At 44.4% G+C, this 20,356-nt stretch carries 24 protein-coding genes; 1 reads left to right on the top strand and 23 read right to left on the bottom strand.

The window, feature by feature from the left end; genetic code table 11:
• Positions 1–181: 181 nt before the first annotated feature.
• The 12 genes from spoVG to metG form a co-directional block, all read right to left on the bottom strand.
• A complete protein-coding gene (gene spoVG / locus ACTSEZ_RS20075; protein WP_029286057.1) occupies positions 182–472 on the bottom strand; it encodes a septation regulator SpoVG in 291 nt (96 codons plus the stop codon).
• A gap of 191 nt (positions 473–663) precedes the next feature.
• Positions 664–1,038, bottom strand: a complete 375-nt coding sequence (locus ACTSEZ_RS20070) for a RidA family protein (RefSeq protein ID WP_369736024.1) — start codon at positions 1,036–1,038, stop codon at positions 664–666.
• Between the two features lie 324 nt (positions 1,039–1,362).
• Positions 1,363–2,187 carry a pur operon repressor gene (gene purR / locus ACTSEZ_RS20065; protein ID WP_203289318.1) on the bottom strand — a complete coding sequence of 275 codons (825 nt, stop codon included), beginning with the start codon at positions 2,185–2,187 and terminating at the stop codon, positions 1,363–1,365.
• Positions 2,188–2,242: 55 nt separating this feature from the next.
• Positions 2,243–3,112 (bottom strand): 4-(cytidine 5'-diphospho)-2-C-methyl-D-erythritol kinase, encoded by an 870-nt coding sequence (ispE, locus tag ACTSEZ_RS20060; RefSeq protein ID WP_369736023.1) that lies wholly within the window; start codon positions 3,110–3,112, stop codon positions 2,243–2,245.
• 169 nt (positions 3,113–3,281) lie between these two features.
• Complete coding sequence (locus tag ACTSEZ_RS20055; RefSeq protein ID WP_029286049.1) at positions 3,282–3,467, bottom strand: small, acid-soluble spore protein, alpha/beta type; 186 nt, start codon at positions 3,465–3,467, stop codon at positions 3,282–3,284.
• A gap of 174 nt (positions 3,468–3,641) precedes the next feature.
• Positions 3,642–3,911, bottom strand: coding sequence for a biofilm formation stimulator Veg (gene veg / locus ACTSEZ_RS20050; protein ID WP_029286047.1), 270 nt, complete (start codon positions 3,909–3,911; stop codon positions 3,642–3,644).
• Positions 3,912–4,141: 230 nt separating this feature from the next.
• Complete coding sequence (gene yabG / locus ACTSEZ_RS20045) at positions 4,142–5,032, bottom strand: sporulation peptidase YabG (RefSeq protein ID WP_369736022.1); 891 nt, start codon at positions 5,030–5,032, stop codon at positions 4,142–4,144.
• A 231-nt stretch (positions 5,033–5,263) separates the two neighbouring features.
• Complete coding sequence (gene rsmA, locus ACTSEZ_RS20040) at positions 5,264–6,145, bottom strand: 16S rRNA (adenine(1518)-N(6)/adenine(1519)-N(6))-dimethyltransferase RsmA (RefSeq protein ID WP_369736021.1); 882 nt, start codon at positions 6,143–6,145, stop codon at positions 5,264–5,266.
• Positions 6,138–6,701 carry a ribonuclease M5 gene (gene rnmV, locus ACTSEZ_RS20035; protein ID WP_369736020.1) on the bottom strand — a complete coding sequence of 188 codons (564 nt, stop codon included), beginning with the start codon at positions 6,699–6,701 and terminating at the stop codon, positions 6,138–6,140. Before rnmV ends, rsmA begins: the two co-directional genes overlap by 8 nt.
• A gap of 151 nt (positions 6,702–6,852) precedes the next feature.
• Positions 6,853–8,067: a ubiquitin-like domain-containing protein gene (locus tag ACTSEZ_RS20030; protein WP_369736019.1), complete on the bottom strand. Its 1,215-nt coding sequence runs from the start codon at positions 8,065–8,067 to the stop codon at positions 6,853–6,855.
• 233 nt (positions 8,068–8,300) lie between these two features.
• On the bottom strand, positions 8,301–9,071 hold the full coding sequence (locus ACTSEZ_RS20025; RefSeq protein WP_369736018.1) for a TatD family hydrolase: 771 nt from the start codon (positions 9,069–9,071) through the stop codon (positions 8,301–8,303).
• A gap of 91 nt (positions 9,072–9,162) precedes the next feature.
• Complete coding sequence (metG, locus tag ACTSEZ_RS20020; RefSeq protein ID WP_369736017.1) at positions 9,163–11,121, bottom strand: methionine--tRNA ligase; 1,959 nt, start codon at positions 11,119–11,121, stop codon at positions 9,163–9,165.
• 594 nt (positions 11,122–11,715) lie between these two features.
• On the opposite strand from metG, the gene abrB reads away from it, so the two are divergent.
• Positions 11,716–11,994 (top strand): transition state genes transcriptional regulator AbrB, encoded by a 279-nt coding sequence (gene abrB / locus ACTSEZ_RS20015; RefSeq protein WP_029286033.1) that lies wholly within the window; start codon positions 11,716–11,718, stop codon positions 11,992–11,994.
• 42 nt (positions 11,995–12,036) lie between these two features.
• On the opposite strand, the gene rsmI is transcribed toward abrB, so the two are convergent.
• The 11 genes from rsmI to ACTSEZ_RS19960 form a co-directional block, all read right to left on the bottom strand.
• Complete coding sequence (rsmI, locus tag ACTSEZ_RS20010) at positions 12,037–12,915, bottom strand: 16S rRNA (cytidine(1402)-2'-O)-methyltransferase (protein ID WP_369736016.1); 879 nt, start codon at positions 12,913–12,915, stop codon at positions 12,037–12,039.
• The gene (locus tag ACTSEZ_RS20005) at positions 12,887–13,210 is read right to left on the bottom strand and encodes a GIY-YIG nuclease family protein (protein WP_369736015.1); all 324 of its coding nucleotides are present in this window, start codon (positions 13,208–13,210) and stop codon (positions 12,887–12,889) included. The genes rsmI and ACTSEZ_RS20005 overlap by 29 nt, the downstream gene beginning before the upstream one ends.
• Positions 13,197–13,940, bottom strand: a complete 744-nt coding sequence (locus ACTSEZ_RS20000) for a tRNA1(Val) (adenine(37)-N6)-methyltransferase (RefSeq protein WP_369736014.1) — start codon at positions 13,938–13,940, stop codon at positions 13,197–13,199. The genes ACTSEZ_RS20005 and ACTSEZ_RS20000 overlap by 14 nt, the downstream gene beginning before the upstream one ends.
• Positions 13,941–14,206: 266 nt before the next feature.
• On the bottom strand, positions 14,207–14,575 hold the full coding sequence (yabA, locus tag ACTSEZ_RS19995) for a DNA replication initiation control protein YabA (RefSeq protein WP_029286025.1): 369 nt from the start codon (positions 14,573–14,575) through the stop codon (positions 14,207–14,209).
• Positions 14,576–14,588: 13 nt separating this feature from the next.
• Positions 14,589–15,416 (bottom strand): competence/sporulation regulator complex protein RicT, encoded by an 828-nt coding sequence (gene ricT / locus ACTSEZ_RS19990; RefSeq protein ID WP_029286024.1) that lies wholly within the window; start codon positions 15,414–15,416, stop codon positions 14,589–14,591.
• A 2-nt stretch (positions 15,417–15,418) separates the two neighbouring features.
• Complete coding sequence (gene holB, locus ACTSEZ_RS19985) at positions 15,419–16,408, bottom strand: DNA polymerase III subunit delta' (RefSeq protein ID WP_369736052.1); 990 nt, start codon at positions 16,406–16,408, stop codon at positions 15,419–15,421.
• 18 nt (positions 16,409–16,426) lie between these two features.
• Complete coding sequence (locus ACTSEZ_RS19980; RefSeq protein ID WP_369736013.1) at positions 16,427–16,864, bottom strand: YaaR family protein; 438 nt, start codon at positions 16,862–16,864, stop codon at positions 16,427–16,429.
• A 9-nt stretch (positions 16,865–16,873) separates the two neighbouring features.
• Positions 16,874–17,203 (bottom strand): cyclic di-AMP receptor DarA, encoded by a 330-nt coding sequence (darA, locus tag ACTSEZ_RS19975; RefSeq protein ID WP_029286018.1) that lies wholly within the window; start codon positions 17,201–17,203, stop codon positions 16,874–16,876.
• A gap of 86 nt (positions 17,204–17,289) precedes the next feature.
• Positions 17,290–17,916: a dTMP kinase gene (tmk, locus tag ACTSEZ_RS19970; RefSeq protein WP_369736012.1), complete on the bottom strand. Its 627-nt coding sequence runs from the start codon at positions 17,914–17,916 to the stop codon at positions 17,290–17,292.
• Positions 17,917–17,921: 5 nt separating this feature from the next.
• Positions 17,922–19,346: an aminotransferase class I/II-fold pyridoxal phosphate-dependent enzyme gene (locus ACTSEZ_RS19965; protein WP_369736011.1), complete on the bottom strand. Its 1,425-nt coding sequence runs from the start codon at positions 19,344–19,346 to the stop codon at positions 17,922–17,924.
• Positions 19,347–19,543: 197 nt separating this feature from the next.
• On the bottom strand, positions 19,544–19,747 hold the full coding sequence (locus ACTSEZ_RS19960; RefSeq protein ID WP_369736010.1) for a sigma factor G inhibitor Gin: 204 nt from the start codon (positions 19,745–19,747) through the stop codon (positions 19,544–19,546).
• Positions 19,748–20,356: the final 609 nt, after the last annotated feature.

Raw genomic sequence — 20,356 nt, 5'->3', positions numbered from 1 at the left:
AAAATATATCTCAAATAACCCTTTATTTCAAGAAAACATGAGAAAGTACATAATATTTCATAAAATTGTCATGATCTGTCAAGCGTTATTTTTAGCATTCCCTATTTTGAAAAATCTTTTTGTACTACGGAAAAAGCCGGTCAGGATCCTGTCCTGACCGGCTTTTTTAAGCTTCATATAATCAAGAAGCACCTGCTTCTTCAAATTCAACTTCAAGTTCACCTAAACGATGATACTCGGTTAATACAGCTTCCTGAATTTTCCCTCGAGTTCCAGAATTGATCGGATGCGCGATATCACGGAACTCACCATCAGGAGTTCTTTTGCTGGGCATTGCAACAAACAGCCCGTTGTTGCCATCAATAACGCGGATGTCATGAACAACAAATTCATGATCAAGTGTGATGGATGCAATCGCTCTCATGCGGCCTTCGGTGTTTACGCGGCGTAATCTTACGTCAGTAACTTCCATTCTGTTCACCACCTTTTCCCTGTATGAAAAACTTTAGTTAAGTTATTCAACGGAATCTTTCTATTTCCTGCAAGAACAGAAAAATATTTTGAAAAATCAGGTGATTTTATGGAGTCTTGTAGACCCTTGCAAATTCCTTCATCAGGTTTGCATGGTACAAAAGGTTTACAGACCGATCAGCAGCACGTAAGTTAGCTCACAGAAGCAATAACTTCTATCTCCACAAGCGCATCTTTCGGAAGTCTCGCAACTTCTACACATGAACGAGCAGGCTTGTGCCCGCTGAAATACTGGCCATAGACATCATTGAAAGCGGCGAATGAATTCATATCTTTTAAGAAAACAGTGGCTTTAATGACACTTTCAAGTGAAGCGCCCGCTTCTTCAAGGACAGCCTTCAGGTTTGAGAAAACTTGATGAGTCTGCTCTTCAACAGTGCCTGTAACCATTTCTCCTTCTGGAGTAAGCGGAATCTGGCCGGAGCTGTAAAATAATCCGTTGATGACGATCCCCTGGCAGTATGGACCAATGGCAGCCGGCGCCTTTTTCGTATTGATTGTTCTCATCTTACCCTCTCCCCTGTCAGTTCATATATTATGATGCTGTTTTTGCATAAATGTTGGGTATGAAGTCGTACCCGTTTCTTTCCGCTCCAGAAACAAGATTACCGCTGGGAGTGCCGAATGCTTCCTCGCTGCGCTTGCGGGATCTTCCGTGCCCTCTTCATCCCGTAGAAAAGCGGAAGCGCCCGTTTTGCTCCGGCAGTCAGATAAGAAATCACCCGAAAAGTCCGGGTCCCGCCTTTTTGGGGGATTTTGTTCTGACAGAGAAGCCTGAGCGCTGCAGCTGGAGTATTCGGTTCCATACTGAAGCAGCAAAACTTACAAATCCTATTTTAAAAACCGGAAATAATTCCCGTCCGAAACTTCTATCTGTTTTTCCTTTACATCAACGTCTGTCAGTTTGACCACAGATATGTACTCGTCAACCAGACGCTCTTCAACGCCTTCTGATTCTACCAGTACACCGATGCCTGCAAGATTTGCATTGAATTCCTCGAGCATGCTGACCATTCCGTTAATGGTCCCGCCGGCTTTCATAAAGTCATCAATGATCAGGACATTTGACCCTGTCTTGAGGCTTCTCTTAGAGAGAACCATCGTTTGAATCCGTTTTGAAGAGCCTGAGACATAATTAATGCTGACTGTAGGACCTTCTGTTACCTTGCTGTCGCGTCTGACAATGACAACAGGCACATCAAGCTGATTAGCCACAGCATAGGCAACAGGAATTCCCTTCGTAGCAACCGTCATGACCAGGTCGATTTTCCGGTCCGCGAAAACAGACGCGAAAAGTCTTCCAATCTGGTTCACAATGGAAGGGTTGCCAAGAATATCTGTTAAGTATAAATACCCTCCAGGCAGCAGTCTTTCGGGTTTAGCCATAAGACTGCACAGCTCGTCAATAATCTCTCTTGCTTCTGAAGCTCCGATTCTCGGGATAAACTTTACCCCTCCAGCTGCTCCCGGCACCGTTAAAAGAGAACCAATGCCTCTTTGTTCAAATGTTTGCTTTATAATAGTCAAATCCTCACTGATGGACGATTTGGCAGATTGGTACTGATCAGAGAAAAAAGTTAAAGGAACAAGTGCATGTGGATGTTGTAGCAAGTAATAAGTCATATCAACAAGCCGTCCACTGCGACGAAATTTCATGGAATAACCTCCAAAATCCGAATATTTTAAAGTAAATATAACTTAATATACGGATTTAATCAAGGCTATTCCGTTCTCCAATCAACCTCACAGCAAAAACCTGATCACAGAAACCTCTTAATCCGTTATACACCCGGTGCAGCCTTGACTCATAGCGGACCAGACCGAAAACAGTGGGTCCGCTTCCGCTCATCAGAACGGCATCGGCACCAAAGCGTTTCATCTGATCTTTAATATTTGCAACCTCAGGGTACATATTCAGCGTGACATCTTCCAGCACATTGCCGAGAAGGCTGCAGATTTTGTCAAAATCCTGCTCCTTAATTCCCTCTATCATTCCGTCAACATCAGGATGTTTAACAGAGTCAAGCTTCAAGTTCCGGTATACATCTGCCGTTGATACGCCGATTGTCGGCTTGGCAAGCACCACCCAGCAGTGCGGAGGGGTATCAATATGCTGAATCTTTTCCCCGCGGCCTGTAGCAAGGGCCGTTCCGCCATATACACAGAACGATACATCAGAACCAATTTCCGCTCCAAGCTCTGCAAGCTCGTCCAGGCTTAAACCCAGCTTCCACAGCCGGTTCAGCCCTCTTAGAGCGGCAGCCGCATCGCTGCTTCCGCCTGCAAGGCCCGCAGCGACCGGAATGACTTTCGTGATGGAGATGGAAACGCCCTTTTTCACCCCGTACCTCGTTTTCAGAAGCAGGGCGGCCTGATACGCGAGGTTCCGCTGATCATCCGGAACAAAGCGGTTGTGGGAGATAATTTGAATCGTATCTTCAGGCAGTTCCACAAGTTCAACGCGGTCGGCTAAATCAATTGTTGTCATAATCATCTTCACTTCATGAAATCCATCTTGTCTTTTATGGAGCACATCAAGCGAAAGGTTGATTTTAGCCGGCGCTTTTTCCAAAATACGCAACATTTTCACCTACTTTTAACGAACTGAAATTATCCACATTGTACCACAAAAAAGGCGAATATAACGGGTTTTTCCGGCAAAACCGCTATAAGGCGCGATATTTCAGTATTTCAAAAGATTTTCTTGCAGAAAAAGCCGGAGCGGAATGCGCCCCGGCTTTATAAGTTCGTTACTTTTTCACCTGACCGGCCATATGCTGTTCAGCAAATTCAATTGCCCGTTTTACCATATTTCCTGCATCACGGGATCTGATTGCCCCCCAGCCATCCTGTTTGACCGTGTCGTAAAACCCTAAATCCTTTGCCAGCTCGTATTTAAACTCTTCGGACATAATTCCTTGACGACGTCTTCCCATCACAGAACACTCCTATCCTCTGGCATTTGCTGCCGCCCGGTAATGGACTGCAGTCTGCTTCCTTTATACAAATAAAAAAGCAGCACCATTAGTATGTGCCGCTTCAAGCAGGTATATCCTTCAATTGACGGGACAGCGCTTTTTAAGGCAACAAAAAAAGCAGCAAACGAGTGTCTACTGCCCAGCAACTGCTACTGAACCTGATGTATCTTCAAAAAAAGTTAATTGCACGGTTTCAGTTAAGACATCTGCATAACTGTATGATACGCGTTCAAATGCATTTTCATCCTGATCTAGTTGTACAACGAAAACAGCTGGGTACGTCTCTGTAAGAACACCTGAACGTTCAATCGTTTTTCTTCGGCCGCCGTTTGCTTTCAGCGTAAGCCGCTTGCCAAGATTGGACTCCAGGGAGTTTTTGATATCGCCTAACGTTTTTGCCATTGCAACCACCTCACTACATTCAGTATACACTACCGCCCAATTTAAGTCAAATAAAATTTAAATTATATCAGTGATGAAAGATCACTGTCAACAAAATATTTTCAACAAAATTCCCTCTATCTCTACAATGTAGGATTTACCTAATTCTCTTGTTTTATGTAAAGAAAGGAAAAATTGTTTCCTTAAAGAGATTTAAGAGGGAAAAGACCGCTGTCTCACGAGAAGCGGTCTCACGAAGAACTGGTGTCTTCGTGCCTGCGATAAGGCATTCCTGTTCTTAGTACTCCCTTTGTTTCGATGCCGCCAAGCCCTTTTTCTCTTGTCAGGGTATTGCGCAGCACATCCCAGACGTTGATTCGCTCTGAAAATGGCGTAAAACTTATTTTCGCTACAATATAAACAGGGTCAAGCGCATGAATATTCACTCTTGACGGGGAACTGGCAAAATTGGCTCCCGCTCTTATAATCGATTCAAAATGAGACTGGCACGCACCGGCAAAAATGACCAGCTGATCAAGATGGGGCACCGCTTTCCGCGCATTGCGGACCGTTTGAACAAAATGCTTGGAATGGCGGTAAGCATTCAGGTCATTGATCGGCCCTTTATGCTTTGAATAGGCATCATGGCCAGTTATGACCAGAATATTCGGCCGGTATTCTTCAATCAGTTCTTCCACTACATTTTCCATTTCTGTTTCTTTTACATGAACGCCAAAAACAGGAACGCCCACCCGTTCGTAAAGCGACAGGCACTTTTGCAAGTATGTCGGATCTCCGTCCAGGTGAAGAACCTTTCCCGGAAGATGAAAAAACTCCTCATTGTGGCTGTAGTTTGCTGTTGCCTGGTACTCCCTCTTCTCCTGCAGCAGCCGGTAATCCTGTTTCAGGAGATAGAGAGACTGCTCAAGCTTTTCTTTTTCGTGCACTTTCCTCTCCATGCGCTCACGGTCATCGATCACCGCTAAATCATCGCAGAGAGCATCAGCGATCAGACGTACTTCTTCTCCGTATAAAATAGCAGCCCAATTGCCGTCTTCTGTCTGCTTCAGATCTATGACCCTGAACAGGACATCGCACTGATACGATTTGCGGGCTACAATATCACCTATTTTAACTTGCATGTTCTTCACTCCAAATGACCGATTCGCTGAAACCTTCCCATAGAGGACACCGCACAGACCAAGAGAGGACTTGCTGTGCCGGGTCCGTAAACATCAGTGTGCTTAGAACTCCTTTTCTAGCCTATGACATTTCAGCAAAAGTGTGATAATTTGGAAGCTTCCTTCCTTCAGTCCGCTGCATACACATAGAAAAACCCTGCAGCCTCATGGACTGCAGGGTTCACCGTGCCGTTATTCCTTAAATTCCCCAATGAGCTGATCACTGAGCAAAGCAAATTCTTCGATGGAAAGTGTTTCTCCCCGTCTTCTGCCGTCGATGCCGGCCTTCTCAAGGGCCTCTTCAATAGCGGCTTTCTTTTCTTTGCCGTTTCGGAGGGAGTGCTGCAAATTGTTGAGCAGGGTTTTTCTTCTTTGAGCAAAGCTTCCTCTGACCACTTTAAAGAAAAACGTCTCATCTTTTACCGTTACTTTCGCTTCGTTTCGGAGCAGCAGCCTGATGATGGCCGAGTCGACGTTCGGCTGCGGCATAAAGACTGTTCTCGGCACTGTCATAACGGTTTTGGCCTCTGTATAGTACTGTACTGCTATAGAAAGCGATCCGTAGTCTTTAGAAGACGGAGACGCCTCAATTCTGTCTGCGACTTCTTTTTGGAGCATAACAACGATGCCTTTTAATGGAAGCTGATCTTCAAGCAGCTTCATAATAATCGGAGTCGTTACGTAGTAAGGCAGATTGGCAACGACCATGACTTCCCTGCAGTCTTTAAACTGCTCTTCCATTACCGTTTTGACATCTGCCTGGAGAACATCCTGATGAATGACTGAAACGTTATCATAAGGAGACAGAGTATCTTTTAAAATCGGGATCAGCCTCTGGTCAATCTCAAAGGCAACGACTTTTTTAGCCCGCTTTGCCAGCTGCTCAGTCAATGCCCCAATACCTGGGCCGATTTCTATAACACCCGTTTCTTCCGTTACCCCCGCATGGTCAACAATTCTTGTCAGGACATTCGGATCGATCAGAAAGTTCTGCCCAAGACTCTTTTTAAATGAAAAGCCGTACTTTTCTAAAATGGCCTTCGTGCGGACCGGTGTTGCAATATCTTTAATCATTCTGCTGCTCCTCCCGAACAATCTCCTCAATAGCTTGTGCAAAAGCTTCTCTTGTTATCTTGAACATATGAAGTCTTTTTTCAAGCTGCTTGCCGTTTGTGTATCCTATTTTTAAAAGCACGCCAAGTCTTTCTCTCCGGTCCTTTGCTTTTGGACCTCCGATCAGACCCGCTGCCAGCAAATCGCTTTTATGAATGACAGGATCGGTATCCGCCATTTCTTCTTTAACATCCTTCAGAGCGTTCCTGATGGCCTCTTTTGAAGCATGCTCTACGCCTATGCCTCTGCCGTTTTTCGGCCGTGCATCAGGCTTTGCCAAAAAGGCATGCTTGCAGCCGGGAACCTGTTCGGCAACCATCTTGCGTATTTTTTCACCCGGAAAGTCAGGGTCTGTGAAAATAATAACTCCCCGCGTCTTCTGTGCAAGACGGATCTGTTCAATGACCGCATCTCCGACCGCAGAGCCGTTCGTCTCGATTGTGTCGGCGTCAACAGACCGTTTGATGGCCGTCGTATCGTCTCTGCCTTCCACTACAATAATTTCTTTGATTTTCATATTTTCCTCCAAAAAGGTGAAACTTTTTTGAGTAGTCAAACGTCTAATTTATAAATAGCGATTTGTGCTTCACTGTCTGGTTAAAACGTAATTGTACCCCATTCAAACACAAAAAGACAGAGGGACTTACATCCCCCTGCCCGTCATATGATTAGTTCAGTACTCTTATTTTAACGGTCTTTCTTCCCCATCGGTAGGCTGCTCCCTTATCAGAGAAGAATACATCAATCTTTTTCCCTTTAATAGCGCCGCCTGTATCAGAGGCAACGGCATACCCGTAGCCTTCAACATACACTTTTGTGCCAAGCGGAATCACGCTCGGATCAACGGCAATGACCTTGGCGTTTGGATTTGATCTCAAATCCACACCTGTCGCCGTTGTGCCTGAACATCCGTTGCAGTGTGCTGTGTATGCTGTTGATGTTACGTAAAACTCTTTGGATACAGAATCATTAGATCTGGACACTGTTTCCGGTTTGCCTGCAGCCGGTTTAGGCGCAGCTTTTGTGCCCAGTGCCACTACACGATCCTGACTTTCTTTTACAGTCTCTTCTTTGATCAGCTTTCTAGACACTTCTTTTCCATTTTCAAGCATAACTTCAAAATGTTTCGCAACTTTGCCTTCTGAACCAGGTTTAATAACTTCCTGTTTTCCTTTAGGAATGTCTTGGTCATTCTTTGTTACAACTGAAAACGCAACTGGTTCTTCCACTACATCGGTGACTTTTTCTACACGTGTGACGATTACGGCATCATTTGCACTCAATGTTTCATGAATTTGGGGTTCAACCTTATCAAGTTCATTTACCTGTACTTTTTGGTCTTTCAAAAAGTCAGCGACAGTAGTCGAAGTTGACCATACTTGTTGTTTTTTATCTCCAACTGTTAGTGTAATCTGTATGGCTTTCTCAATGTTGAGCTTAAGATTATCTGATATCTTCGTATCTTTTGAAGCATTCATCTTATCGTGCCCGGTAATCTTTATGTTCTGTTCCTTCAAAAATTCTTCTACGGTTTTGGCTGTTGTCCTTATTGTCCTTTTCTCATCATCCACAGTTAACTGTACAGGTTTCGAAGCCTCATAAACAACGTTCAGGTTGTTTTTGATTTCAGCATCGCCTTCCGGTGATACGTTATCTTCTTTTTTTCTATCTATGTTTAAATCTTGGAGTAATTCATCTACTGTACGTGCATGTGTCCTGAGCTTCTCGCTTTTGCCGTTCATCGTGACAGTTACGGTGTTCTTCGTCGCTTCAAATGTAGCGAACGCGGTACCCGTAGCTAAAACGACTAAACTGACAATTGCGAGGACAATCTTGTTCATGCTTAGTCTTTCGGATAACAGCTTTTTCATATGGTTTATCACTATGAAAAACGCCTCCTTCTCCTCCGAGGATTATATAGAGTAACGATCTTGCTGTCAACCCTCACCCACTTTTTTCATTTTTTTCTAATCGTAAACACTATTATGCTAAAAAAAGATCAAAAAGTGAAGAATTTCTTGTCGACAAATATATCCTATGAGAAAAAGAAGACGGGTAGAACCTCATATTTCCAGTGAGTTTTCGGACAGGCTCCCGCAAAAAATGACAAAATCCCTTAGCGAGAAATGCCGAAAATTCTCTTTGCATTGTCGGACGTTTGTTTTACAAAATCCGCATAATCCATACCGCGAAGCTCCGCAATCTGCTCCGCTACATACTTTACATAGCTTGGTTCATTTCGTTTTCCTCTGAACGGATGAGGGGTTAAATAAGGGCAATCCGTTTCGATCAAAAGTCTTTCCATTGGAATTTCAGCTGCGACCTCTTTTGGCTTTTTGGCATTTTTGAACGTGACAGGCCCGCCGAATGAAATGTAGAAATTCATCTCCATGCATTGCTTTGCCACTTCAAGGCTTCCTGTAAAACAGTGCATGATTCCGCCAACTTCACTCGCGCCTTCTTCCTGAAGAATCTCCACCACGTCTGCTGTTGCATCCCGGTTATGGATAATGATCGGAAGATTCACTTCCTTTGCGAGAGCAATCTGCTTTCTGAATACCTCTTTTTGAACATCCTTTGGTGATTTGTCCCAGTAGTAGTCAAGGCCCATCTCCCCTATAGCAACTACTTTAGGATGAGACGCAAGCTCTTTAATCCATTCTAAATCGGCATCCGTCATATCAATCGCATCAACCGGATGCCAGCCTACTGCTGCATAAATAAAATCGTATGCTTCGGCAAGTTCAATCGCTTTTGTAATCGTTTCTGTATCAAAGCCAACAACAACAGTATGGGTCACGCCTTCATGGAGCGCCCTTTCAATCACTTCTTCAAGGTCATCCTGATACTGGATGGCGTTCAAGTGTGCATGTGTATCAAATAACATCTTTCGACATCCTTTCTTCACGATTTGAAACAGAAAAAAAGAGGCGTTATCCCCGATTGTTACACGTGAAACACCTCTTTTTTTCTCTTTTTTATTTAATAATTGTACCATTTGGAAGACTTGAATCGACAGTAGCAAGCGACAAGTTTCCTTCTCCGCCGCCGGCAAGAATCATTCCCTGTGACAGCTCTCCGCGAAGCTTAACCGGTTTAAGGTTTGTAATACAGATAACTTTCTTCCCTACAAGCTGGTCAGGCTGATAGCTTTTTGCAATCCCTGATACAACCTGTCTTTTTTCCGAGCCAAGATCAAGCTGCAGCTTGAGCAGACGGTCTGCTTTTTTTACAGGCTCTGCATGGATGACTTCAGCTACACGCATTTCAACCTTCATAAACTCATCAAACGTTATTTCCGGTGCCGTTTCTGCTTGTTCTTCTTTTTTAGCTTCCTCAGCTGGTTCAGGAGCCGTACCCTGCATCTGTTCTTTAATATAGGCAACCTCTTCTTCAACCTCTAAACGAGGGAAGATCGGAACTCCTTTTGCAACCTTCACCTGTGGGATGCTGCCGAATGAGGACAGGCTGTCCCATTCCTTCAGGGAAGCATCCGAAATGCCAAGCTGTTCGAACATCTTTTCAGGTGTTTTGGTCAAAAACGGCTTCAGCAAAATGGCAGAGATGCGGAGAGACTCAGCTAAATGCACCATCACTGAACCTAATTTACCGCGGTTTTCCTCATCTTTTGCCAGAACCCATGGCTGTGTTTCATCAATGTATTTATTTGTTCTGCTGATAAATTGCCATAGCGCATTAAGTGCAATCGAGAATTCCATCTTTTCCATCGCTTCTTCATACTTCTTAATCGTTTCCCCGCTGAATGCAGCAAGCGTGCCGTCAAATTCGGTTTGCGCTCCGCTGTAGGCAGGAATTTCGCCGTCAAAGTATTTCTGAATCATGGCAACCGTTCTGTTCAGCAGGTTCCCTAAGTCATTAGCAAGGTCATAATTCACTCTTTCGATAAATCCTTCCGGAGTGAAAACACCGTCAGAGCCAAAAGGCACTTCTCTAAGCAAGTAGTAGCGGAGAGCATCAAGGCCATATCGGTCAATAAGCGTGACCGGATCCACAACATTGCCTTTTGATTTGGACATTTTACCGTCTTTCATCAGCAGCCAGCCGTGTGCGAACACTTTCTTTGGCAGCGGCAAATCGAGGGCCATCAGCATGATCGGCCAATAAATCGTGTGGAAGCGGACAATTTCCTTGCCGACGAGGTGAACATCCGCCGGCCAGTATTTCCGGTACTTTTCATCGTTTTCTGTCCCGTATCCAAGAGCAGTTATATAGTTGGAAAGAGCGTCAATCCATACATATATGACGTGCTTCGGATCACCGGGAACCTTCACTCCCCAGTCAAATGTCGTACGGGAAACAGCAAGATCCTCAAGGCCGGGCTTAATGAAATTGTTGATCATTTCATTTTTGCGTGATTCAGGCTGAATGAATTCCGGATTTTCTTCGTAGTACGCAAGAAGACGGTCTGCATATTTGCTCATTTTAAAGAAATAGGACTCTTCCTTTACTTTTTCAACAGGACGTCCGCAGTCAGGGCAGTTGCCGTTTTCAAGCTGTCTTTCCGTAAAGAAGGACTCACAAGGCGTACAGTACCATCCTTCGTATTGGTCAAGATAGATATCGCCCTGCTCAAGCAGCTGCGCAAACACTTTCTCTACAATTTCTTTATGGCGGTCCTGAGTCGTTCGAATAAAATCGTCATAAGAAATGTCGAGCTTGCTCCACAGATCTTTAATTCCGCTGACAATGTCATCGACATACTTTTGTGGAGTGACGCCGATTTCTTCTGCTTTACGCTGTATTTTCTGGCCGTGCTCATCTGTTCCTGTCAGATACATGACGTCGAATCCGCGCATGCGTTTATAGCGGGCCATTGCATCACCGGCAACGGTTGTATATGCATGTCCAATATGAAGCTTTCCGCTTGGATAATAAATAGGTGTTGTAAGGTAGAACGATTTTCTCTGATCTTCCATCGGTTTCCCTCCCGGTAATGGTGACTGTCTCTAGGATAGAGATAAGAAAAGCGCAGGCGTCTGATGCCGGCAATGCGCATCTATATATTCTTATTTCTGGAAAAAGCCCCCGCCCAATGGACGAGAGCGCTTATCCTTAATAGATTTTCAATCGAATTATACTCTTTATGATACCATCTTAGCCTTTAATATCAAGAAAATATACCTTCTATGGACAAAAAAACAAAGACCCCAAGGAATAGTATGAGTGGCATAATTATGCCAAATGTTTCCTAATGAATAATTTTTGTTGATTCTTGTCGAACAATCGTTATAATATAGTTAACAATATTTTGAATTAATACTATTCTATGTATAATTATATATTCCCTTTTATGCGTTTATTTTCCTTTTTTGACGGGTATATATCTTAATACCGCTAAGGCTGTAGAGGTTCACGAAACTTTCACTTATTTTCGCAGCCTATTGAATAGTTTCTGATTGACGTTTATTGGAAACACTGTTATGCTTATGAGGATGAAGATTTTGTCGAATTATGACGAAGTTTAAGAAAAAACACATATAGAACCTTTATTATTGGGAGGAGAACAAAATATGAAATCTACAGGTATTGTACGTAAAGTTGACGAGCTTGGCCGAGTGGTAATTCCGATCGAATTGCGCCGCACACTTGGAATCGCTGAAAAAGACGCTCTTGAAATCTATGTGGATGATGAAAGAATTATCCTTAAAAAATATAAACCAAACATGACTTGCGCTGTAACTGGCGAAGTATCTGACGATAACTTCACTCTTGGCAACGGAAAATTAGTTCTAAGCCGTGAAGGTGCAGAGCAGATCCTTAAAGAAATCCAAAGCAACTTAGTAAAATAAGTACGAAAGACCTGGCGGAAATCCGCCAGGTCTTTTTTTATCCTATTCAACGTGATAAGACTGATACACATCTCTCTTCGGAACATTCCGCTCCTTTGAAACCTGTTTGATTGCCTCTTTCGATGACATTCCCTCGTTCACATAATGCGCAACATGCTCTTCAAGCGACAGAGAATCCCACCACTCATCTTCAGCAGGGATGCTGTTGATATCCTGTCCCTCCACAATTAGACAGAACTCTCCGCGGATCTGGTTTTCCTCAGCCCACTTCACAGCTTCAGGTATTGTCCCTCTGATGAATTCTTCAAATCGTTTTGTGAGCTCTCTAGAAAGACAGATACGGCGTTCTCCCAGAATCTCCGCCATTGCGGCAAGTGTTTCTTTCAGCCTGTGCGGAGATTCATAAAAAATCATCGTTTCCGTCCGGTTTGCCAAAGCTTCCAGCTGTTTTTTCTTTTCTTTTTTCTGCCTGTCCAAAAAACCGAAAAAGTAAAAGGGCTGGGGAGTTATGCCTGATGCCACAAGTGCTGTAAGTGCTGCATTTGCACCGGGAAGAGGGATCACCTTTCCGCCTTCAGCAAGGATATCTTCCACAAGCTTGCTTCCGGGGTCCGAGATAATCGGCATGCCAGCATCGCTGACAAGCGCTACATTTTTTCCCTGTTTCATTAGTTCCAGAATTTTAAAGCCGCTTGATTCTTTATTATGTTCATGATAGCTGATCAGCTGTGTGCCAATCTCAAAATGATTGCAGAGTTTTTTAGACTCCCGTGTATCCTCTGCAGCAATCACATCCACTTCTTTCAAAATGGAAACGGCGCGGAAGGTCATATCCTCCAGATTGCCGATCGGCGTTGGCACAAGGTAGAGCGAGCCCCACTCTGTGTCCGCATTAAAGCTTTTCTGTTCCTGCATCTTCATCATCCTCTCCCTGCCAGAAATCCCAAGCTGTAAAGCGTTCAGGATCAGCAAGAAACTCTTCCTTCTTTCTCCTCGGGAGCTGTTTAAAAGCATATTCCGCCCTCATCGCCGGCCTTTTTGAGGAAAATTGCTTCGCATAAAGGAGCTTCACAGGGCCTCTCGCCCGTGTATACTTGGCACCCTTTCCGGCATTATGCTTCTCCAGGCGGGCGGCAAGATCATTCGTATAGCCTGCATAATAACTTCCGTCCCGGCACTCAAGCACATAGAAAAAATGAGTGCTATTGCTTTCCATACAGGATCTCTTTCACTTCATCTGTGTATTCATTGTTCTGATTGTAAACAAAAAGCGGAGGAAGAATCTTTAAATCCGGCTGTCCGCCTTTAATTCCTTCTATCAGCAGGGTATTTGCCTCTTTTCCCTGCTTAGGATATACGAGCTGAATCCGTTTCGGCTCGATTTTGTATTTTTTCATAAGCTCCGTAATTTCAAGCAGTCTGCCAGGCCGGTGAACAAAGGCGATCTTTGCACCCATTCGGGCAAGCTTGCTGGTCGCGCAAATGACATCCTCAAGCGTGCAGAGAATTTCGTGCCGCGCAATCGCTAAATATTCATTCTGATTTTGTTCATCCTTCTTCGGCGTTTTAAAATAAGGCGGGTTGCACGTGATGACATCAAATTTTCCGTGGCCAAGTACGCCCGGCATATCCTTTAAATCACCGTGAATCATCGTGATTTGATTCTGGAGGTTATTATAGGCAATGCTTTTTTCAGCCATTTGAAAAAGCCGCTCCTGAATTTCAACACCGGTAATGTCTGCTTTAGATCTTGTCGAAAGCAGCAGCGGAATCACGGCATTCCCTGAGCATAAATCCAGCACTTTCCCTTTTTGAATCGGCATATAAGCAAACTTGGATAGAAGAACCGCATCTAAACTGAAGGCAAAAACAGACGGACTCTGCACAATCCTTAAATCCTCAGCCAGAAGGTAATCCAAACGCTCATCTCCTGTTAAATCGACCATCGTAAAATCCTTTCTTTCTATATAAATATCAACAAAAGCGCAAGTGCCAAGGCCCGCTCCGACAGGCAGATAAGAATCCGGCAGAAAAGTCCGGGTCCCGCCTTTTTTGCCGGATTTGTTCTGACAGAGGATCTAGGCGCTTACGCTTGCCGAGGATATACTATCCATATCCTTACATTCATTATAATATCCTTAACAAGAACAAATCCGTTCAGAATATTTCTTTTCAGACCTTAAAAAAAGCTTCCCCTCGCAGGAAAGCCCGGTTATTTCTTATTAAGAAAGGAAAGACAGAACAAACAGTCTCCGTCTTTGCGGACACTTCCATAGTGAACATTGCATATATGGAAACCTTCCTGATAGAGACGGGCCAGGTTATCATAGCCCTCTCCAATGTCCACAATCTTTGAATCCATTCCCTGTTTATCTGTATGCTGTTTCATCTGCTTCTTTTGATCTGCTGCAGCTGCTGTTGCATTCAGGCGTCTCCGGAGGTTATCATTTTCAATCTGAAGATGATGATTCTCCTCAAGCAGGCCGCCAAGGTGATGCTTCAGCTCTCCAAGCTGTCTGTACAGGGAACCGATTTGTTCTTCCATGCTGCTTACAGATTCAAAGATTTCTTTTTTATCCACTTGTTCCACCTCATCAATCTGTGGATTTCATTGGAACAGCGCCTTCTTTCATTAATTCTTCCCAAGTAAATTCAACCACGCGGTCTTTTTCTGAAAGTTCAACCTGCAAAACCCGTTCCAATATATTTAACCCGACTACTTTTCCTGTGCCTATCGGCGTGCCGATTGACTCACCGATATCAGGAAGCTGTTCTTTGGCAGATTCATATTCATCATTTTCATATTTCAGGCAGCACATAAGCCTTCCGCACAAGCCGGAAATTTTTGTTGGATTGAGCGAAAGGTTCTGATCTTTCGCCATCTTGATGGAAACTGGTTCAAAATCGCCAAGGAATGTGGAGCAGCAAAGCATTCTCCCGCAGGGTCCGATGCCTCCAAGCATCTTCGCCTCATCTCTGACGCCAATCTGGCGCAGTTCGATGCGCGTTTTGAAAATAGCCGCTAGATCCTTTACAAGCTCCCTGAAGTCCACGCGGCCATCTGCTGTGAAATAAAAAATAACCTTGTTCCGGTCAAATGTATACTCAACATCTACAAGCTTCATATCAAGCCGATGCTCTGTCACCTTATGCTGGCAGACCTCATACGCCTCTTTTGCTGCATGGTGGTTTTCATCTACGATCAGGCGGTCTTTTGCATCAGCCACCCTCAGCACTTTTTTCAGAGGAAGAACGATGTCATTCTCTCCAACCTGCTTTTTATGAATGACGACTTTGCCGAACTCAACGCCTCTTACTGTTTCGACAATCACAAAATCTTCATTTTCTATTTGAAGCCCATTCGGGTCGAAATAATATATTTTACCCGCTTTTTTAAAGCGGACACCCACTACATCGTACAATTCTATCCCTCCTGCAAAGATAAAACCAATTGCTCCATCAGTAATTGTGGACTCACATTCATCTGGAGTCTTTTTTTTGCTTCTAATATAGAAGTGATTTTTTCAAGGATCTTTTGTCTGGATACTTGAATGGCATGCTGTTCTAACTGTGGAAGCAGATCTTGATAGATAACATGATCTGTATTGCCTATTTGGATGGAAAGAATGTCTTTATATACATATAAAAGCAAGTCAAAAGCCATGTCCTGCTGTTCTTTTTCAGCGAAAAAAGGCACCCATTGCGTTTGAACCTGGACGAACGCCTGTCCATTTCGCTTAACGATCACTTCATACAATTTTATCACTACACGTCTTGCCTGTGCAAACCAATCATCTCGACTTAATTCGAGCGCTTTTTCAGAACTGTTGGTCATTCTTGCAGCGAGTCTTGCATAATTAGCAGGCACATCCTGCTTTAGCAGCTCCTTTTCAATGGCTGAGACGGGGAGAGGCATGAAAGTCAGCGTCTGGCATCTTGAGAGAATGGTGTCAAGCATCTGATGCACTTGTTCGGTCAAAAGAATGGCCATCGTGTCCGCGTTTGGCTCCTCCAGGAATTTAAGCAGGCTGTTTGCGGCATTTGCCGTCATTTTATCAGCGTGGGAGATGATATACAGCTTTTTGTTTGATTCTACCCCTGTTTTTGTAAACTCTTCCTGAAGACTTTGAATCTGCCATTTTTTTATCGATAGTCCATCCGGCTCCACCAGATGCAGATCAGGATGGTTTCCGGAATGGATGCGCTTGCAGTTTCTGCATGTCTCACACGGCTTATGCCCGTCCGGTTTTTCACAAAAATAACTTCTGGCTAGAAGAAGACTCACTTCCTTTTTCCCGGTCCCTTTTTTCCCTTCAAAAAGGTACGCGTGAGCAAGGCGGTTCTTCTCAAAGCTGTTTCCAAGCAGTTTAAGGACTCTGGGCTGGTACTCTTCTAAATCATTCCATGTGCTCATCGTCATTTCTATCACTCTTTACGTATAAAGGTTCATTAAAAGGCCTTTAATTTCGCCTATTTTTGCCAGTATGTCAATGGAGGATTGCTCCTCCTGAAGCAAAGCCTCTGTCAGTTCAATCAGCTGCCGGTCAATTTCCATTACGGTTGTATGATTTCTGCTGCTGCCGGTGAAATCAAAACTTGAAGACTGTTTCAGCTGCAGTCCGTATTCTACAGCTTCTTTCATCATCCGCTTTACAAGGGATTTGTACCGCGCAAGGTCCCTCATATTGCGGGACTTGGCTACACGGCGGCCGGCTTCCTCCACACTTGCAAGCATTCCGTTCAGCTGATGCAGATGCAGCTTCGTCTCCTGTTTTTGCACAAGCTCGGAAAACGGCCGGCCTGCACCGGAAGGCATAGGGCCTGCATTTCGTTTATCCGGCGCTGTGCGGAGATCCTGATTAATTTTCATATCGTCACCTTAAAAATGGTGAAACTGTTCAATCGGAAGAACAAACACCGTCGCTCCGCCGACCTCTACTTCAACAGGATAAGGGACATAGGAATCCGCATTTCCTCCCATTGGAGAGACGGGTGCCACCAGCTGTTCTCTTGACTGGCAATTTTCCCTGATGACAGACAATGCCTTCTCAACCCGGGCATCTTCTGTCCCAATCATGAACGTTGTGTTCCCCGATTTTAAAAAACCGCCGGTTGATGCAAGCTTTGTCGCTCTGAAATTATGTTCAACCAATGCACTCGACAGCTTATTGCTGTCCTGGTCCTGTACAACCGCAATGATCATTTTCATCATTTATGCCTCCTTCTAGTTTAACAGCTATCTTTCTATAAAGCATTGTTTCATTTATGGTAATTGTATTCCCATTATATCAGCGTTCACTTTAAATAAGGAATTAAAACTTCCATTACGTCCCGGCACACATCTTCAAGACTCTGATCGGCGTTGATCACTTTGATCCGGTCCGGAAATCTTTCTATCGTTTGTTTATACCCTTCCTGAACTTTCTCATGAAAATCCATCTTTTCAAGATCAAGCCGGTTCACTTCACGGCCGTCATTGCCGCTGATCCTCATCAAACCGCGTTCAGGAGCGATATCAAAGTAAACCGTAAGATCAGGCATGACCCCGTCAATGGCAAATAGATTGATGGAGTAAACCTCTTCTGTGCCAATCCCGCGCGCATATCCCTGATAAGCAAGAGAACTGTCAATGAAACGGTCGCAGATGATCAGCTTTCCTTCATTTAATGCCGGAATGACTTTTTCGACCATATGCTGTCTTCTGGCAGCTGCGTATAGCAGCGCTTCTGTTCTTGCATCCATCTCCGTATTTTCTTTATTTAAAATCACTTCACGGATCTGTTCGGCAATCCGGATTCCTCCGGGTTCTCTTGTAAAAACAGCCTCAATGCCTTTTTGGTTAAACTCCTCATGAACCTTTTGCAGAACAGTTGTTTTACCTGCTCCCTCGGGCCCTTCAAATGTAATAAACGTCCCTTTCACTACAATCACCTTTTCTGTATATAAACAGCAAGCTGTTCATCTTTCAACGCCTGTCCGCCCTGAAAGCGCGCTTTGCAAGCCATTAATGTTCTGATCTGCCTCACATGCTCCTCCGTTATAATTTCCCCTTCCATTAAAAGAGGAATACCCGGCGGATACGGAATAACAGCCTCTCCGCTTAACAGCCCGGCTGCATCCTCAAATGACGCGACTTCTTTACTATACCCATTTAATTCCCCGTACGATAGGGGAAGCATACTGATTTTTTGATTTTCTTCCTTATATAAAAGCGGATCAAATGGAATTCTTCCCTCATCGCCCTTATCAGAAGAAAAGAGGAATGAATCTGCCTGATTGCTGCTGAGAGGCAAAACAAGAAGAACATTTTGAATATCTGCAAGTTCAGTATAGACTCCCTGCTCTTCAAGGCGGCGCTGAAGCTCAAACCCTGAAAGCCCGGCTGCAGACCTGATTGTCAGTTTTAAAGGATCGATGATTGCTCGATTATCCATTGTCGTGACAATTTCAACCTCTTTGTTGGCCTCCACGCTTTTTTTAAAGACGTCCACTGCTTGCAAGATTTCATCCGCATCTTTGGATAAAACAAGCTTCTCCATATACTCTCTTGCTAAATCAAGCGAGGCCATAATAGGGTAAGAAGGGCTGCTGCTTTGAAAAACAGACAGATAGTATGAAAGCCTGTCACGATTAATCAGCCCGCCATTCACATGGAGGAATGACCCCATTGTCATCGCAGGAAGCGTTTTATGAGCGGACTGAACAACAGCGTCAGCCCCTGCTTCAATTGAAGAAGCGGGGAATGGCATGCCGGGAACGAAGTGAGCGCCATGAGCTTCATCCACCAAAACAGGAATTCCTTCCCTGTGAGCAAGTTCCACCGCTTCTCTGAGGTCTGCAGTGATGCCGTAGTAATTCGGATTTGTCAAAATGAGTGCTTTTGCCTCCGGAAACCTTTTTACAGCTTCTTTCACCGTCTCTGTCTCCACATAGGAGGGAACACCGTACGCTTCGTCCATCCTTGGTGATAGAAATACCGGCTTTGCCCCGGAGAGCCTGATGGCATTAATGATTGACTTGTGGCTATTGCGCTGAACCAAAACAGGCTTTCCAGGCTCACAGCAAGCCATAATCATCGCCAAATTCCCGGAAGTTGACCCGTTCACAAGGAAAAATGTTTCATCTGCCTGATACAGCTCAGCAGCCAGCCTCTGCGCCTCCATTATGGGGCCGCTTGGATCATGAAGGTCATCAAGTCCCGTGATCTCCGTGGCATCAAGCCTGAGAACGCCCCTGAAATCTCCTGCAGCGTCCTCAGGAAAAACTTTTCCATACTTATGCCCCGGCACATGAAACGAAACCGGGTTTTGAAGCTCATGCTTCTTTAATGCTTCATACAGCGGTGCTGCCATCTAACCAAACCGTCCTTTATTATGTCTTATTGCCATTATATCAATAGAAGCCCGCCGAAAAAAGCGCAAGCGCCGGAGTCAGGTCTGACAGACCTGGCAGGAAGATTCGGTCCAGTCTGTTTTGCGGACGCTTGCGCCTGAGAAAAAACATGGACTTCCAATGAGCATAAAACAAAAAAGCCGCCTGTGACGGCAGCTTAAGAATAGAGCGGCGGTGTTTTCACCCTCCGCAGTTTATCAACGTAATAGGCGTACTTGGGATCTTCCGTTTCTGTCTGAATCATATCAGTCTCGCAATCTGTACAAACAAAACTTGTATAGAGATGAATTCCCTTCACCTTTTCTGTATCGCATATAATACACGTTTCCCCAGCCGGTTTCTTCACATCTTCCGAATTCACAGTTCTCCACCTCCATACAAGCAGTTTTGCCACAGATCCACTGTTGTATACAAAATTTCGAATACTCATTCCCTCTCCCATTGTATGCCGGTGAGCCCAAATCGTGTATGTCTATATAAAATAACCGGGCTGCAGGGGAGGCGTTCTTATTTTATAGAACATGCAGGATCTACTTGCTTTCATTTAGGTCTTTTCTTACCCTCTGTTATCGATTTACGGATTTGGAGGGTACGATTGAAGTATTTGCTTACCCTCTAATATCGATTTACGGTTTTACAGGGTACGATTCAGGCGGTTGCTTACCCTCTAATATCGATTTACGGTTTTACAGGGTACGATTCAGGCGGTTGCTTACCCTCCGTTATCGTTTTACAGTTTACCAGGGTACAATTCAAGCGGTTGCTTACCCTCTAATATCGATTTACGGTTTTACAGGGTACGATTCAGGCGGTTGCTTACCCTCCGTTATCGTTTTACGGTTTTGGAGGGTGCGATTGAAGCATTTGCTTACCCTTCCCAAACCCTCCCGGGTTTAAGGAATCTGTTTTTATAAACACGAAAAAAGAACAGCATCTCTGCTGTTCCTTCTAATTGCGTGCCTGGCAACGT

The sequence above is a fragment of the Metabacillus mesotrionivorans genome (assembly GCF_052171315.1).
Classification (GTDB): Bacteria; Bacillota; Bacilli; order Bacillales; family Bacillaceae; genus Bacillus_P.
This window is presented reverse-complemented; position numbering and strand designations above follow the sequence as displayed.